Consider the following 14,357-nt stretch of genomic DNA (forward strand, 5'->3'; position numbering starts at 1 on the left):
AGGTCCTCAGGGTCTGTGTCGGTGACCCGGGGGCTAGCCGGCCCCATTTGGGTCGCCGGAGAGAACCAACCTTAACCGAGACGGTTCCGCGACGGCCGAGCCTAAATGCCATGAAAAACAGGGAGATAGCGGCTAAGCTGTGGAATTGCTTGGCTTATTTCCGCCGCATTCCGGCCACAAAAATTTTTACGGATGAGTCCGCCGCGGGCCGAAATCTTAAGCAAATCGGCGGTTTGAAGGTCGGCTAGCCGACCGTGAGCGCGTGCAGCTTGCCCACCGTGTTCCAGTTGCGGGCGGTCCCGGCCGTGGCCGGCGTGCCCCGCGCATTGGCGAGCTTCGAGCGCCCGGCCCCCTCCGGATAGCCGATGTAGAGGCAGCGCGGGCCGCGCGCGATCATCTCGCCGGCCGTGGCCCACCGCTCCAGCGGCGACAGGTCCTGAGGCGGCTCGTCGGCCAGGAACACCGCCATCAGCTTGCTCGGGCTCTCCCGCGCGAAGTCCGGGAAGGGGTTGGCGGCGATCACCGCGGCGAGCTCCGCATGGTCGCGCACGAACACCTCGGTCGCGAGCCCCAGCTCCCTGGCCAGCGCCGACTTCACCGCGGCCTCCACCGCCGCGGCCGGGCGGTCCGTGCCGAACACCGCGTTCCCGCTCGCCACCAGCGTCTCCGGGTCCTCGTAGCCGAGGCCGGCCAGCACGCGGCGGAAGTCGCTCATCAGCAGCTTGACGCCGCCGACGTTGACCGCCCGCAGCAGGGCCGCCACCCGCCTCATGCCCGCGCGTCGCGCTCCCAGGCCAGGAACTCGGGCTCGGCCAGCAGCCGCGCCGCGTACTCGCCGCAGATCCCGGTGTCCCCGAAGTCCGACAGCCGCACGCCATAGGTGCGGAAGCGGGTGGCCACCGGGGTGTAGAAGGCGTCCACGATCCCCCATTGCCCCCCGCCCAGGTAGGGCCCGCCGAACCGCTCGAGCAGGCTGGTCCACAGGGCGACGATGCGGCGGACGTCCTTGTGCGTCGCCTCCGACAGCTCCACCGCCCGAGGCTCCGCCGTCAGGTCCATGGGGCACTCGCCGCGCAGGGAGGAGAAGCCGGCGTGCATCTCGCTGGCCGCCGAGCGGGCCAGCGCCCGGGCGGCCGGGTCCGCCGGCCAAAGCCCCGCCTCGGGAAACCGTTCGGCCAGGAACTCGCAGATCGCCAGGGAGTCCACGATCACCAGCCCGTCCACCTTCAGCGCCGGCACCAGGCCGCTCGGCGAATGCGGGCGGATCTCGGCTTCGGTCTGGTTGTCGGCCTGCCGCAGCGGGATCACCGTCTCGGTGAACGCCGCCCCGGCGCGCCGGGCGACGAGCCACGGCCGCAGCGACCAGGTGGACCACTTCTTCGTGCCGATCACCAGCTCCACGGGCGCGCTCCATGCCTGACGTAAGGAAAGCCCCTATTGCCGAACCGGACGGGCTCCCGTCTAGTGGCGGGCAAGAACACAAGAACCGACCTGGGCAGGACGCGAGTAAGGATGCCGGACGAGGACCAAGGTCCCCGACGATGGTGCGTGACGGGCGGGCGATTGGCCTCGCCCCTGTCGACAGGGCGCCCTTTACGCCGGCCCGCCCGCCGCGCCGGCCGGCCTATGACCGCCCACCCCGCTTTCCACTGCCCCCATTTTTCAAACCGCCCGGAGCCCATTAGGCCATGACCACCGCCACGCCGGACGTCGAACCGCACGTCGCCCCGCCCGCCACCGTCGGCGCGCCGCCGTTCAGCCGCGGCTACACGCGCTACGCCATGTGGCTGCTGATGGGCATCTACGTGATCAACTTCCTCGACCGGCAGGTGATCAACATCCTGGCCGAACCCATCAAGCAGGACCTCAAGCTCGCGGACTGGCAGCTCGGCCTGATGAGCGGCCTGGCCTTCGCGGTCTTCTACACCGTCCTGGGCATCCCCATCGCCCGCATGGCCGAGCGCAAGAACCGCGCGGTGATCATCGGCACCTCGGTGGCCGTCTGGAGCGGGTTCACGGCGCTCTGCGCCACGGCGGGCAACTTCTGGCAGCTGGTGCTCTACCGGATCGGCGTCGGCGTCGGCGAGGCGGGCTGCACGCCGCCCGCCCACTCGCTGATCGTCGACTACGTGCCCCGGGAGAAGCGCGCCTCCGCGCTCGCCTTCTACTCCATGGGCACGCCGATCGGCTCCCTGCTCGGCCTGGTCATGGGCGGCATGGTCGCCGACGCCTACGGCTGGCGCACCGCCTTCCTGATCGCCGGCGTCCCCGGCCTCTTGTTCGCCGCCCTGGCCATCTTCACCCTGAAGGAGCCGCGCCGGATCATGGCGCAGCATGCGGCCAAGGTGACCGCCGAGATGGCCTCCTTCAGCGAAACCGTGCGCTATCTCGCCAAGCGCAACACCTTCTGGTTCATCGCCTTCGCCGCAGCCATCAAAGCTTTCATCGGCTACGGCCACGCGCCCTTCACCGCCTCCTTCTTCCTGCGCAACCACACGGCCGAGATCGCCCAGCTGGCCGACTTCTGGGGCGACATCCTCGGCATCGATCTTGGCCCCATCGGCTTCATCGGCCTGGCGCTGGGCGTCATCAGCGGCTCGGCCGGCGCGCTGGGCGCCTGGATGGGCGGGGTCATCGCCGACAAGTTCGGCAAGAACGACCTGCGCGCCTACATGGTCACCCCGGCAATCGCCAGCCTGATCACCATCCCGGTCTACATCGTCGCCGTGACCATCGATTCCGCGGCTGTGGCGCTTTGCATCCTGGCGATCAATGGCTTCCTGGGCACGCTCTGGTACGGCCCGGTCTACGGCACCGGCCAATCGGTGGTGCCTCCGCACATGCGGGCCACGGCCGCAGCGCTCCTGCTGTTCATCATCAACCTGGTCGGCCTGGGCCTTGGACCGCTGGCCGTCGGCATCGTCTCGGACGTGGCCGCCAACACCTTCCTGGCGGCCGACGGGCTCAGCGTCAGCGCCTGCAAGACGGCCGTGGGCGCCGCCAAGGCCACCTGCGCGGTGGGCGTCGGCGAAGGCGTGCGCTGGGCGCTGATCATCTCCACCCTCTTCGGCCTGGCCGCCTTCGCCTGCTTCTGGCTGGCGCGGCGCACCATCCGTGAGGACACGGTGAGCTGACCACCCTCCGCGCGCGGCCGCTCCCCCGCCTGTTCCTCCCCACGCGGGGCGGGACAGGGTCGCGGGGCGGCCTCGGCCGGCGGCGGGATCGCCTCCGCCCCGGCCATTGCTCCGAGACGCCGCTTCGTGCGTTGACCCGCTCAGGCGCTCAGCGCCGGCGTTCTCAGCAGATCCGCGAGCGGCGATGGACCCGACCCAAAACCCGTCCCCTACCGTCCCCCCGCCCGAGCCGCCGGGGCTGAACTCCGCGCTGGCGCGCAACATCCAGGCCCTGTCCGAGCGCCACCGGCGCGACGAGCAGAACGCCCCCCTGCAGGAGAAGCTCGCCGCCGCGGTCACCGCCTTCACCGGCAGCATGACCTTCGTCTACGTGCATCTGGCCATCCTGGCGGTCTGGGTGGGCGCCAACGTCGGCCTGATCCCCTGGATCCCGCGCTTCGACCGCACCTTTGTGATCCTGGCCACCGCCGCCTCGGTGGAGGCGATCTTCCTCTCCACCTTCGTGCTGATCAGCCAGAACCGCGCCGCCAGGGCCGCCGACCGCCGCGCCGACCTCGACCTGCAGATCAACCTGCTGACCGAGCACGAGGTCACCCGCCTGATCCAGCTCACCACCGCCATCGCCGACAAGCTCGACATCCACGAAAGCCGCGACCCGGCCCTCGACGAACTCCGCAAGGACGTCGCCCCGGAAGTGGTCCTCGACACCCTCGAAGCCACCAAGGACTAGGCGCTCCCGGCCCCGCCCTTGCCCCGCCCGCCTGGGGTCCGGCTGGCGCGAGGGCCAGCAGCGGCTGGCCGGCCTCTCCTACCGCGCGCGCTTCGTGGTCGCCGAGCGCTGTGGCCACGGCGTCGCCCAGGAAGATCCCGATCTGGTCGCCGAGGAGGTCGGTCGGCTGCGCGACTTGATCGCCGCCGCCGCGGCCGCTAGCCCGCGCGGCCTCGCCTCAAGGCTGCTGCGCCGCCTGGGCCCGCTCGCCGGCCTCGGCCGAGCGTTCGCCGGCCTTCTCGGCCTCCTGGCCCGCGGCGGCGGCGGCGTTGCCGGCCGCCTGGCTGGCCGCCATGGTCTGTGCGGTCGCGGCGTCGGCCGCTGCGTTCGCCGCCTGCCTCGCCGCAGCCTCCGCCTGGCTGGCCGCCACCGAAGCGTCGCGCGCCGCCTCCGCCACCGTCTCGGCCTTCTCCTGCGGCGTGTCGGGCGCCTGATTGCAGCCCGCCAGCGCCAGGGCGCCCAGCGCCCCCATCCACATCCGCCGCATGTCCATGTCCTCCGGCCCGGCGCGCCGCTCGCGCCCCGAGCGCACTACGCACGCCGACGGCGGGCGTTCCCGCCCGGCGTCACGCCGATCGGATCGCCGCCCGCTCGGGCGAGGTGCGCTGCCGCCTGAGACTCGTCCCCGCGATGCGCCGGAGGGCTGGCAGCTCCTGGACGTCGGGATCACCTCACGCAGAACGGCGTTGTGTGGCGAACAACCGGCAGAGGGAGATTCCACTTTGACACGAGACGGATCGGCGCCGATCGCGGGGCTGGCCGCGGCCATGCTTGTCGTGCTGCCTCTGGCCGCCGGGGCCGAGCAGAAGGCCGGCGGGAGGGCGGCCGTCGCAGATGCGCCGAGCCCTTCCTGCGCCGCCGAGCCTCGCAGCGACGACCGGCGTACGTCGCAGCGCGCCGACCTGGCGGCCTACGAGGCGGCGCTGCGCAAGACACCGCAGTTCGCCAAGGCCAGCGACGAACAGGTCAGATACGCCGCCCGCAAGCTCATGAACATGGAGGAGCTCGGCGTGGACACGAGCGACATCGTCGCCCGGCCTGCCGACGGCCGATCCGGCTGCGCCGAACGCCGGAAGTAGAAGCGCCCGCCCCCGAGCCCGCTAAGCCGCGGCGCCCTCGCCTCGCCCTTGCCAGCGCCCGACAACCGTGCGTTGCTTTGCGGGTATGGGGGAGACGCGCAGAATGGCCAGGAAGCTGCTCGGGCCGGCGCTGGTGCTGGCCATCACGGTGCTGGCCATCACGGCGCACGGCGCGGCCGAGGCCGCCTCCAGCGGCCAGGAGTTCCGCCCCGCGCTCGAGGGCCGCAACAACCAGGAGTGCGCCTCGGCCGAGCGGCCCGAGAAGCTGATCGCCGCCTGCACCCGGATCATCGCCGACCGCACCCGCACCGCTGTCGAACACGCCATCGCCCTTCGCAACCGCGGCTTCGTCCGCCAGCAGCGCGGCGAGCATGCGGCGGCCATCGCCGACTACACCGCCGCGCTCGAGCTCGGGCTCGCCGCCGCCCGCAGCGAGGGCGTCATGGCCCGCACCTTCGTCAACCGCGGCCTGGCCCACGTGGCCCTGGGCCGCGAGGACCAGGCCCTGGCCGACTTCGACGCCGCCATCGCCGCGGATCCCACCCTGCCGCTCGGCTGGCGGAACCGCGCCGCGGTCCGGATCGGCCGCGGGGAGCCGTCCGGCGCCCTGGCGGACCTCGACGAGGCCGCTCGCCTGTCCCCCGGCGCGCCCGAGGTCTTCCTGGCCCGCGCTGGCGTGCGCGGCCGGTTGGGCGACCTCGACGGGGCCATCGCCGACCTCTCCGCCGCCATCGCGCTGGCCCCGCAGGACGCCGCCGCCTGGCGTGAACGGGGCCTGGCCTGGCAGAAGAAGGGGGAGGCCGCCCGCGCGGAGGCCGACGCCGCCGAGGCCCTGCGCCTCGATCCCCGGCAGGCGGGCGCCCGGCGCACACGGGCGCAGGCCCTGCAGGCGCTGGGCCGCGGCGAGCAGGCCATCGCCGAGTTCAGCCGCGCCATCGACCTCAACCCCACCGACGCCGAGCTGATCAAGATCCGTGGCGACGCCTACCTGGCCGCCGGCGCCCGCGACCTGGCGATCGCCGACTTCGGCCGCGCCGTGGCGCTCGACCCGGGCTTCCGCGACGCCTGGAACAACCGCGCCGTGGCCTGGATGCAGCAGGACGACTGGGCCAGGGCGGTCGCCGACCTCGACCGGGCGCTGGCCATCGACCCGCGCTTCGTCTCCGCCCTGATGAACCGCGCCCAGGCGCTGAAGTCCCGGGGCGAGGTCGCCCGGGCGCTCGCCGACTACGACCGGGTGATCGCGCTGGACCCGGCCCGCGCCGCCGCGTGGCGCGACCGGGCCGTCCTGCGCCTGGCCCGCGGCGATTCCGCCGCCGCGATCGCCGACTACACCCGCGCCATCGAGCTCGACCCGAAGGACGCCGCCGCCTGGCGCGGCCGCGGGGTGGCCGAACTCGACCTCGGCCGGCCGAAGGCCGCCGTCGCCGACCTCAGCCAGGCCCTCGCCCTCCAGCCGCAGGACGCCTTGGCGCTCCAGCGCCGCAGCATCGCGCTCGCCGCCCTGGGCGAACTGGCGCGCGCCCGCCAGGACGACGACGCCGCCCTGCGCCTCGACCCGCGGCTGGCGCAGGCCGCCTCCGGCCGCCGCCCCTAGGCCCCTGACGCCGCGCCAGCCCCCCTATCCACCGGCGCGGTTTTCCCCCTAGGCTGCCCGCCAACGACAGCGACCCGCCGCCCACACCGGGACGGCGGCGCCACATGGGGAGGCCGCCCACGATGACCGCCGCGTCCGAACGGGGCTCCGCGCCCGAGCCCGCCTTCTCCAACGGCTACAAGGGGACGGTGCTGGCCCTGCTGGTGGTGGCCTACACCTTCAACTTCATCGACCGCACGATCATCTCGACCATCGGCCAGGCCATCAAGGTCGACCTCAAGCTCACCGACACCCAGCTGGGCTGGCTGGGCGGCCTGTCCTTCGCCCTGCTCTACACGGCGCTGGGCGTGCCCATCGCCAGGCTCGCCGAACGCAAGAGCCGGGTGAACATCATCACCATCGCCATCATCGTCTGGTCGGCCTTCACCGCGCTCTGCGGCACCGCCACCACCTACGTCCAGCTGCTGCTCTACCGGGTCGGCGTCGGCGTCGGAGAGGCCGGCCTCTCCCCGCCCGCCCACTCGCTGATCAGCGACTATTTCGAGCCCAAGAAGCGCGCCTCGGCGCTTTCCATCTACTCCCTGGGCATTCCCCTGGGCGCCATGTTCGGGGCGATCGCCGGCGGCTGGATCGCCGAGAACGTCTCCTGGCAGGCGGCCTTCATGCTGGTCGGCCTGCCGGGCGTCCTGGTGGCCATCGCCATCAAGCTTGTCGTCAAGGAGCCGCCGCGCGGCTGGAGCGACCGCCAGCTGGCCGCCGCGGAGACCGGCGTCGCCCCCGACGAGACCCCCGGCGCGCTCGGCCGCGAGGCCTCGGTGGCCGGAGCCCCCGACGCCGCCCCGGCCCCGGTCTCGGCCGCGCCAGCGCCGACCATGGAGAAGCCGCCCGGCATGCTGGTGGTGGCCAAGCGGCTGTTCGGCTCCTGGGGCATGTTCCACATGGCCGCCGGCATCACGGTGGCCAGCTTCGCCGGCTACGGCACCGGCCAGTACGCCCCGCCCTACTTCATCCGCGAGTTCGGCCTCGGCCTCGCGACCGTGGGCCTCGCCATTGGCCTGATCGGCGGGATCTCCAACGGCATCGGCACCCTGCTGGGCGGCGTGCTCACCGACTGGGCCTCCAAGCGTAGCGCGCGCTGGTACGCCCTTGTGCCGGCCATCGGCCTGATCGCCGCCACCCCGCTCTACATCCTGGCCTACACCCGCGACAGCTATCAGCTGGCCTTCGCCATCCTGCTGCTGCCGGGGATCTTGCACTACACCTACCTCGGCCCGACCTTCGGCGTGGTGCAGAACGCCATGGACGTGCGCATGCGCGCCACCGCCGTGGCCCTGCTGTTCTTCGTCCTGAACCTGATCGCGCTGGGCTTCGGCCCGCCCTTCACCGGCTGGTGCATCGACATGTTCGCCCAGCAGGCCTGGATCGACGCCGGCGGCGTGGGCGTCTTCAAGGACGCCTGCCCGGGCGGGATCGGGCCCGAGGGCGGGTCCGCCGCCATCGACGCCGCGTGCAAGTCCGCCACCGCCCAGGGCACCCGCTCGGGCATCGTGTCGAACCTGCTGATCTACGCCTGGGCCGGGGTCCACTACCTGCTGGCGTCCATCACCCTGCCCCGGGACATCGCCCGCGCCAAGGCGGCCCAGGCGGCCGCCTGAGGCGCGCCGCCGCACAATCCTCGGTCGCGGAACAAGGTTCGGCTTGACGCAGTTCAACCGCCCGGACCCGCCCGGCCGCGCCGCTGGCGGGGGCTGAGGCTGGGAGGCGAAGATGAGGATGAGGGCCGGGACGATGGCTCCCGTGGTCGCGCTCGCGCTCGCGGGTTGTGCGACCGCCTACAAGGTGTCGGACGCTGGCGGGCCGCAGGCCCAGGTCGTGTTCGTGGAGGCTGTGGAGAAGGCGGGGCTCGGGGAGGCGACGCTGCAGACCCTGTTCGTCTCCGAAACCCAGGCGTGCGAGGACGCCCGCCGCGCCTTCGGCCTCAGCTGGATCGATCCGAATTCGAAGACCACCCGCGTGCCGGCCGAGCGGCCGGTCACCCTGTTCGCCGAAAGCACCTACCTGACGCTGCGGATAAACGCCGGCCTGATCCAGTCGGTCCCGCTCGGCTGCTACGCCAGCGCCACCTTCACGCCGCGCGCCGGGCGCCGCTACCGCGTCGAGCACCGCGCGCCGCGCAGCCTCACCCGCTGCCAGCTCGTGGTGGTGGATGAGGCCACCGGCGCCCGGCCTGCGGACCTGCGCATCGATCCCGCCGCCACCTGCCGCAAGGCCCGCACATGGAACCGGTCCTGAGCCGCGCGCGCTCGCTACGAGCACCCGTCGATGAAATGGCGTCCGGGGGCCTGAGGCCGGCCGCGACCGCCCGCCGCTAGGCCCGCGCTTCCTAGGTCCGCTCCGGCGGGCGCAGCTCAGCGCAGCGGCGCGGGAAACCGCGGCAGGCTCTCGAAGTCTTCGGGCACGTGCTGGCGCACGACCCGCGCGCCCGTCTCGCGGGCGAGGGCCTCCACGCGGTCGTAGCTGCGCAGGGTCTGGGCGCGATCCACGTTGAACCGCGGCACCCGCCGGGCCGCCCGGCTCTCGGCGATGTGCCACAGGTCGCCGGTCAGCAGGACGGGCCCGGCCTTGGGCAGCCGCACCAGCAGCACCGTGTGCCCGGGCGTGTGGCCGGGCGTCGGCACGACCTGAACCGAGCCGTCGCCGAACACGTCGTGGAGTGCGTCGCCTTCCACGAGGATCGTCTTGGCGTTCTCGAGCGCCGAGTAGGCGGCGAACTCGGCCGCGTTCGCCCGCGCTTGCGGCCGGAAGGCATAGGCCCGCTCATCGGGATCGACGATCCAGGTGGAGCGCGCAAAGAGCCCGGCGTTTCCGATGTGGTCGAAGTGGCTGTGCGAGACCGAGACGTACTCCACGTCCTCGGGGCGGAGCCCGAGCTCCTTCAGCTGGTCCGTCAGCTTGCGCGCCACCGAGATCCCGCCAGGTCCCTTGCCGCCGGGCATGTCGGCGATCGCCTGCGGCACCCCGGTGTCCCACAGCAGGTCGCCCTTCGGGTGGCGCACCAGGTAGCAGGGGACCACCAGGTCCTTGGCCACGCCCTTGTACGCCCCGTCGTCGGCGAAAGGGTCCGCATTGGGTACGGTCAGCCGGCCGCAATCCAGCGCATGGAGCCGCACGTCGGGGGCGGCGGCGGCGGCCTCGCCGCCCAACAGACAGAGAGCGGCCGCGGTCAGGGCGAACAGGCGCATTGGGAGGACCTCCGGGAGGGCTGCGGCGACAGGGCTGCGGAGCGAGGCTAGGCTGCGGCCCGGCGGGTGGCAATCGGCCCCGGCTTCACAGTCCGCCCCGTTCGGCGGACACTTCGGCCAGACCTCGCCAGGGAGACCGGCCCATGGACGTCCGTATCGCCCAGCCCGCAGAGCAGGCAGCCGTGCTCGACACCCTCACCCTGGCCTTCGCGACGGATCCGGTGACCCGCTACTGGTGGCCGGGCGCCAGCGACTACCTGCGCTGGTGGCCCCAGGTCCTGCTGGCGCAGGGCGAGCGCGGCTTCGAGGCGGGCTCGGTCCACGTCACGCCGGATTATGAGGGCGCGGCCATGTGGCTTCCGCCGGGCGTCACCGCCGACCCCGCGCGCATGGCCGCCCTCGACATGCCCGGCACGGCCGATGACGAGCGCATCGCCGGCAAGCTGCGGGAGGCCATGGAACAGCACCACCCCGCGACGCCGCACTGGTACCTCTGGACGCTCGGCGTCGACCCGCGCCGGCAGGGCCGCGGCCTCGGTTCGGTCCTCCTGCGCCATGCACTCGCCCGCATCGACGCGGACGGCGCCGAGGCCTATCTGGAGGCCTCGAACCCGGCCCTGGTCCCGTTCTACGAACGCCACGGCTTCGAGGTAGCCGGGCTGATCGAGGTCGAAGACGTCCCGCGCCTGACACCCATGCGCCGCAGGGCGCGGGCGGGTGGATCTCCGCCGGCCTCTTGAACTCCGCCCCCCGCCTCAGTCCGATCTAGCGTCGCCGAACGGCAGGCGCGCCACGGGCGCCCACGGGCCGCCCAGGTAGCGCCAGACCAGCAGCCCCTCGACCACGAAGGCGAACGGCTCGAAGGCGTGCTGCAATTCTTCCAGCAAGGCCCGGGCGACCTGGGGCTCGGCCTTGTTCTGGACGGTGATGTGCGGCCGCCAGGCCGCCCGGTCCTGCGCCGTGAGCCAGGGCTCGAAGGCCTGCGCCAGCTCGGCCCGCAGGGCCTCCAGGGCGGGCGAGCTCAGCCGATAGGCCACCCCGCGCCCCAGCCACCACGGCCCGCGCACCGCCGCCTCCATGGGCGCCGCCCGCGCGCATGCGGCCTTCAGCACCGCCCCGACCTCCGCTTCCCGGTCGCCCGGCAAGGCATGGAACAGCGTCAGGTGCGCCGGCACGACGTTCCGCCCGGCCGGGAAATGCTCCCGCCGCAAAGCGTCGAACCAGTCGAACGCGCTCTCCTCCAGCGCCGCTGTTACGATGAAGGGCTGTTGATCGTCGCTCATCCGGCCAGGCTAGCGCGCCCCGTCCGCCGCGCCACCCGCGCCCAGCCGATGTTCGCGCGACCAGGCGTAGGCGGCGCGCCGGAGCCGCATGAGTTCGCCGAGCGGCCTGTGCGCCTCGAGCCCGTTCCAGGGGGAGAAGGCGAGAGACCTGGCGGCCGCCTCGCCCAGGAGAGCCTGCGGCTCCACCCGCAGCCTCGCAACGGGCAGGAACGGGCTCTCTTCCTCGTCCCACGCGTCCACGCCGTCTTCGACCGGCATCCGAGCAGGGTCCGTGCAGAGTTGGACGCACAGGCGCCAGGCCGCGCCTTGCGAGGCGAAATGGTCCTCCAGCGCCAGGGCCACCGCGTCGGGATCGCCGCCCCTCGCCAGGGGCGCGTCGCGAAACGCCCGCCGCTGCGCGCTCTCCGGCGTCAGGCAAAGCTTCGCCATATGCCGTCCGTAGCGCACGGGAACCTGGCCGAAGAAGGTGTCGCCGAGCGGATGCACCAAGGGCTGCCCGCCGATCGCCTTCAACTCGGGACTCTCGACGCCGTGTCGCTCGAGCAGGCCCTCCAGCCGGCGCAGAAGGCCTGAGGCCGCGGTCTTGATCCCAAACGCCTGCTCGGTGGCGGGCGTCAGCGCCTGGATCGCCGCCAGGAAGAGCCTGGCGTTGCGCGCGTTGAAGGTGCGGCTGTTGGCCAGGACGAAGTCCTGGGTGTCCCGCTCCGGCGCTCCCGCGATGCGAGGGCCCGGCGCGCCGCGCACCTTCAGGGCGCATCCCCGCGGGAGCGAGGCCTGGTCCGGGAGCACGTCCCCCGAAAGGCTCGAGAGACGCAGGGTGACGCCATAACGATGCGGCTGGGCGAACAGGCCCTGCGCCAGAGGCGCCGGAAGGCCGGCTTCCACCTCCAGTTCGCCTTCGAGGACAGCGTAGGTCTTGGCGTGCACCGCCCGAACGGCCTCCCCTCGCCGGTCTTCCGTTCGTTCGGCGAGCGACCGGATGGCTCCGGCCAGCCGCTCCGCCATCTCGGGCTCGTCTGGACCGACACGTTCCACGTCGGCCGAGTAGAGCGCGATGCGGCTTGGGAGATGCGCCTGGAGATCGGCCGGCTCGACGAGATGCGGGGGTCGGTGCCGATCCATGGGTCAGGCGGCCGGCGTCACCGCCGCGTTCCGGTTCCCCAGCGTCCGGCTGAGCGCGAACGCGCCCGCGACGCCCAGCCCGAGACCGAGGCCGAGCAGGGTCAGCGGCGGCGTGCGCCGGGCGAAACGTCGCCGCCATCCGCCGTTCTCATCCAGCCCGTCCGAGCTTGGCCGCCAGAGATTGCCCTCGCTCGCATCCCGCGGCGCGGAGCCGACTTCCATGGTGCGGGCGGCCACTTCGGTGACCCATTCGCTGAGCGCCGGCGCGAGCGCCTTTCCCGTGGCGGTCACAAGGCCGAACGCCGGGCCCGCGAAGGCTTCTCGCCGCGGGCGCTTCCAAAGTTTCACGCAGACCCGCGCGACGGCCTCCGGCGGATAGAGCAGGCGGATCGGCAGCATCTCGCGGCCCATGTAGTTGGCGGCGCGCTGGTAGGCGGCGGTGTCGATGGCCGCCGGCATGACGGTGCAGACGTGGATGTCCGGCTGGTCGTGCACCTCCTGCCGCAACGCTTCGGACAGGCCCCTGACGCCGAACTTGCTGGCGATGTAGGCCGCGGCGAACGGCTGGCCCACGAGGCCCAGCACCGAGCCCGTGTTGATCAGCGTCCCCCGGCCGCGACGCCGGAAGTGAGCCAGCGCAGCCCGGGAGCCGTAGAGGGCCCCGGAGAGGTTCACCGAAAGCACGCGATCCAGGACCTCAGTGGGTGTCTCGTCCACCCGCCCGAAGTGCAGCACGCCGGCGTTGTTGATCCAGACGTCGATGTGGCCGAACGCCTGCGCAGCCTGGCTCGCGAGCCTCTGCACGTCCTCGGCTGAACTGACGTCCGCCGGCGCCACAACGGCTTGGGCGCCGAGCTCGCGGCACGATCTCGCCACCGCCTCCAGCTCCGGTTCGCGCCGCGCCGCCAGCACAAGCCGCGCGCCCTGCTCGGCGAACGCCAGCGCCGTGGCCCGCCCGATCCCGCTCGAAGCCCCGGTGATCACGACAACCGGTGAGATAGAGGATGCGCTCGTCATGGCCGCACAAGCCGACGCCCCCGCCCGATGTTCCCGCGCCAGGCGCGGGAGGCGCGCGCTCCTCGTGAACTCAACTGCGAGAGTGGGTGACCTCCGGCAAATGAGCGTCTAACACCGGCCTGGTTGCTGAGGCGAGCTGAATGACCGAAACCCTCTTGGCTGGGCGTCTGGACCTGCCCTTCCTAAGTGGCGGCGGCCAAGTCGGTGAGATGATGCGCGCTCACGACTGGGAAGGCTCGCCTCTGGGACACCCGGCGTCGTGGCCGCAGTCGCTAAGATCCGTTGTCGGCCTTCTGCTGAATTCGAAGTTCCCGATGTTCGTCGCCTGGGGCGAGGAGCTCGGCTTTCTCTACAACGACGCCTACGCGGAGATCCTGGGCGCCAAGCATCCGGCGGCGCTGGGCGGCCACTTCCGCGAGATCTGGGCCGAGATCTGGGACGATATCTGGCCGCTGATCCGGACCGCCATGGCCGGCGAAGCGTCCTATCACGAGAACCTTCGGCTGATCGTCAGTCGCAAGGACTATGACGAAGAGGCCTGGTTCACCTTCTCGTACTCGCCGGTGCGGGCGGAAGACGGGACGGTCGCCGGGATGTTCTGCGCGGTGCACGAGACAACCCAGCTGGTGCTTGCAGAGCGCAGGGTCAGCGGCGAGCGCCAGCGCCTCGTCGACCTGTTCCAGCAAGCGCCGACTTTTATGGCCATGCTGTCAGGACCCGACCATCGCATCGAGATGGCGAACCCCGGCTACATGACCTGGTGGGCCATCGCCCGGTGCTCGGTCGAACAGTCGCAGAGGCCCTGCCTGACGCCGTGGCCCAGGGTTATCTGACGCTGCTCGACGACGTCTATTCGAGCGGGGTGGCCTACGCGGCGAACGGCGCCAAGTACGCGGTCCAGCCCGAGCCCGCAGGTGCGGTGAACGAGCGTTACGTCGACTTCGTTTACCAGCCGCTTCGGGACGGTGAGGGTCGGGTTACAGGGATTTTCGTACTCGGAGCGGACGTCACCGACCGCACATTGTCGGAACTGGCCGTTCGCGCGAGCCAGGAGCAGCTGCAGCTCATGGTCCTCGAGCTCAATCACCGCGTGAAGAACAACCTGGCGACAGTT

General features: G+C 72.1%; 16 protein-coding genes. 9 read left to right on the forward strand and 7 right to left on the reverse strand.

Annotation, left to right across the window (positions count from 1 at the left end):
- Nucleotides 1–244 precede the first annotated feature (244 nt).
- Nucleotides 245–772 (reverse strand): DUF1697 domain-containing protein, encoded by a 528-nt coding sequence (locus VIL67_RS19530; RefSeq protein WP_332050599.1) that lies wholly within the window; start codon nucleotides 770–772, stop codon nucleotides 245–247.
- Complete coding sequence (locus VIL67_RS19535; protein ID WP_332050600.1) at nucleotides 769–1,401, reverse strand: glutathione S-transferase family protein; 633 nt, start codon at nucleotides 1,399–1,401, stop codon at nucleotides 769–771. Before VIL67_RS19535 ends, VIL67_RS19530 begins: the two co-directional genes overlap by 4 nt.
- A 287-nt stretch (nucleotides 1,402–1,688) precedes the next feature.
- Between VIL67_RS19535 and VIL67_RS19540 the strand changes: the two genes are divergently transcribed.
- Both VIL67_RS19540 and VIL67_RS19545 read left to right on the forward strand, forming a co-directional pair.
- Nucleotides 1,689–3,134: a spinster family MFS transporter gene (locus tag VIL67_RS19540; RefSeq protein ID WP_332050601.1), complete on the forward strand. Its 1,446-nt coding sequence runs from the start codon at nucleotides 1,689–1,691 to the stop codon at nucleotides 3,132–3,134.
- A gap of 184 nt (nucleotides 3,135–3,318) precedes the next feature.
- Nucleotides 3,319–3,864, forward strand: coding sequence for a DUF1003 domain-containing protein (locus VIL67_RS19545; RefSeq protein WP_332050602.1), 546 nt, complete (start codon nucleotides 3,319–3,321; stop codon nucleotides 3,862–3,864).
- A 217-nt stretch (nucleotides 3,865–4,081) separates the two neighbouring features.
- Here VIL67_RS19545 and VIL67_RS19550 read toward each other — a convergent pair whose 3' ends face one another.
- Nucleotides 4,082–4,390: a hypothetical protein gene (locus VIL67_RS19550; RefSeq protein ID WP_332050603.1), complete on the reverse strand. Its 309-nt coding sequence runs from the start codon at nucleotides 4,388–4,390 to the stop codon at nucleotides 4,082–4,084.
- Between the two features lie 235 nt (nucleotides 4,391–4,625).
- On the opposite strand from VIL67_RS19550, the gene VIL67_RS19555 reads away from it, so the two are divergent.
- The 4 genes from VIL67_RS19555 to VIL67_RS19570 all read left to right on the forward strand — a co-directional run bounded on the left by VIL67_RS19555 (nucleotide 4,626) and on the right by VIL67_RS19570 (nucleotide 8,871).
- Nucleotides 4,626–4,982, forward strand: a complete 357-nt coding sequence (locus VIL67_RS19555) for a hypothetical protein (protein ID WP_332050604.1) — start codon at nucleotides 4,626–4,628, stop codon at nucleotides 4,980–4,982.
- 103 nt (nucleotides 4,983–5,085) lie between these two features.
- Nucleotides 5,086–6,579 carry a tetratricopeptide repeat protein gene (locus tag VIL67_RS19560; protein ID WP_332050605.1) on the forward strand — a complete coding sequence of 498 codons (1,494 nt, stop codon included), beginning with the start codon at nucleotides 5,086–5,088 and terminating at the stop codon, nucleotides 6,577–6,579.
- 122 nt (nucleotides 6,580–6,701) lie between these two features.
- On the forward strand, nucleotides 6,702–8,234 hold the full coding sequence (locus tag VIL67_RS19565) for a spinster family MFS transporter (RefSeq protein WP_332050606.1): 1,533 nt from the start codon (nucleotides 6,702–6,704) through the stop codon (nucleotides 8,232–8,234).
- Nucleotides 8,235–8,367: 133 nt separating this feature from the next.
- Nucleotides 8,368–8,871, forward strand: a complete 504-nt coding sequence (locus VIL67_RS19570; protein WP_332050607.1) for a hypothetical protein — start codon at nucleotides 8,368–8,370, stop codon at nucleotides 8,869–8,871.
- A 116-nt stretch (nucleotides 8,872–8,987) separates the two neighbouring features.
- On the opposite strand, the gene VIL67_RS19575 is transcribed toward VIL67_RS19570, so the two are convergent.
- A complete protein-coding gene (locus VIL67_RS19575; RefSeq protein ID WP_332050608.1) occupies nucleotides 8,988–9,821 on the reverse strand; it encodes an N-acyl homoserine lactonase family protein in 834 nt (277 codons plus the stop codon).
- A 143-nt stretch (nucleotides 9,822–9,964) separates the two neighbouring features.
- Between VIL67_RS19575 and VIL67_RS19580 the strand changes: the two genes are divergently transcribed.
- Complete coding sequence (locus tag VIL67_RS19580; RefSeq protein ID WP_332050609.1) at nucleotides 9,965–10,561, forward strand: GNAT family N-acetyltransferase; 597 nt, start codon at nucleotides 9,965–9,967, stop codon at nucleotides 10,559–10,561.
- A 15-nt stretch (nucleotides 10,562–10,576) separates the two neighbouring features.
- On the opposite strand, the gene VIL67_RS19585 is transcribed toward VIL67_RS19580, so the two are convergent.
- The 3 genes from VIL67_RS19585 to VIL67_RS19595 are packed head-to-tail and all read right to left on the reverse strand — an operon-like array spanning nucleotide 10,577 to nucleotide 13,243.
- On the reverse strand, nucleotides 10,577–11,104 hold the full coding sequence (locus VIL67_RS19585; RefSeq protein WP_332050610.1) for a 2'-5' RNA ligase family protein: 528 nt from the start codon (nucleotides 11,102–11,104) through the stop codon (nucleotides 10,577–10,579).
- Nucleotides 11,105–11,113: 9 nt separating this feature from the next.
- A complete protein-coding gene (locus tag VIL67_RS19590; protein WP_332050611.1) occupies nucleotides 11,114–12,226 on the reverse strand; it encodes a catalase family protein in 1,113 nt (370 codons plus the stop codon).
- A 3-nt stretch (nucleotides 12,227–12,229) separates the two neighbouring features.
- Entirely contained in the window at nucleotides 12,230–13,243 is a 1,014-nt protein-coding gene (locus VIL67_RS19595; RefSeq protein WP_332050612.1) for an SDR family oxidoreductase, read from the reverse strand.
- A gap of 140 nt (nucleotides 13,244–13,383) precedes the next feature.
- Between VIL67_RS19595 and VIL67_RS19600 the strand changes: the two genes are divergently transcribed.
- Nucleotides 13,384–14,076, forward strand: coding sequence for a PAS domain-containing protein (locus tag VIL67_RS19600; protein ID WP_332050613.1), 693 nt, complete (start codon nucleotides 13,384–13,386; stop codon nucleotides 14,074–14,076).
- Nucleotides 14,058–14,357 (forward strand): PAS domain-containing protein (locus VIL67_RS19605; protein ID WP_332050614.1); only part of this gene is annotated, 300 nt, incomplete at its 3' end. The genes VIL67_RS19600 and VIL67_RS19605, both read left to right, overlap by 19 nt.

Source organism: Phenylobacterium sp., assembly GCF_036563385.1.
Taxonomy (GTDB): domain Bacteria; phylum Pseudomonadota; class Alphaproteobacteria; order Caulobacterales; family Caulobacteraceae; genus Phenylobacterium.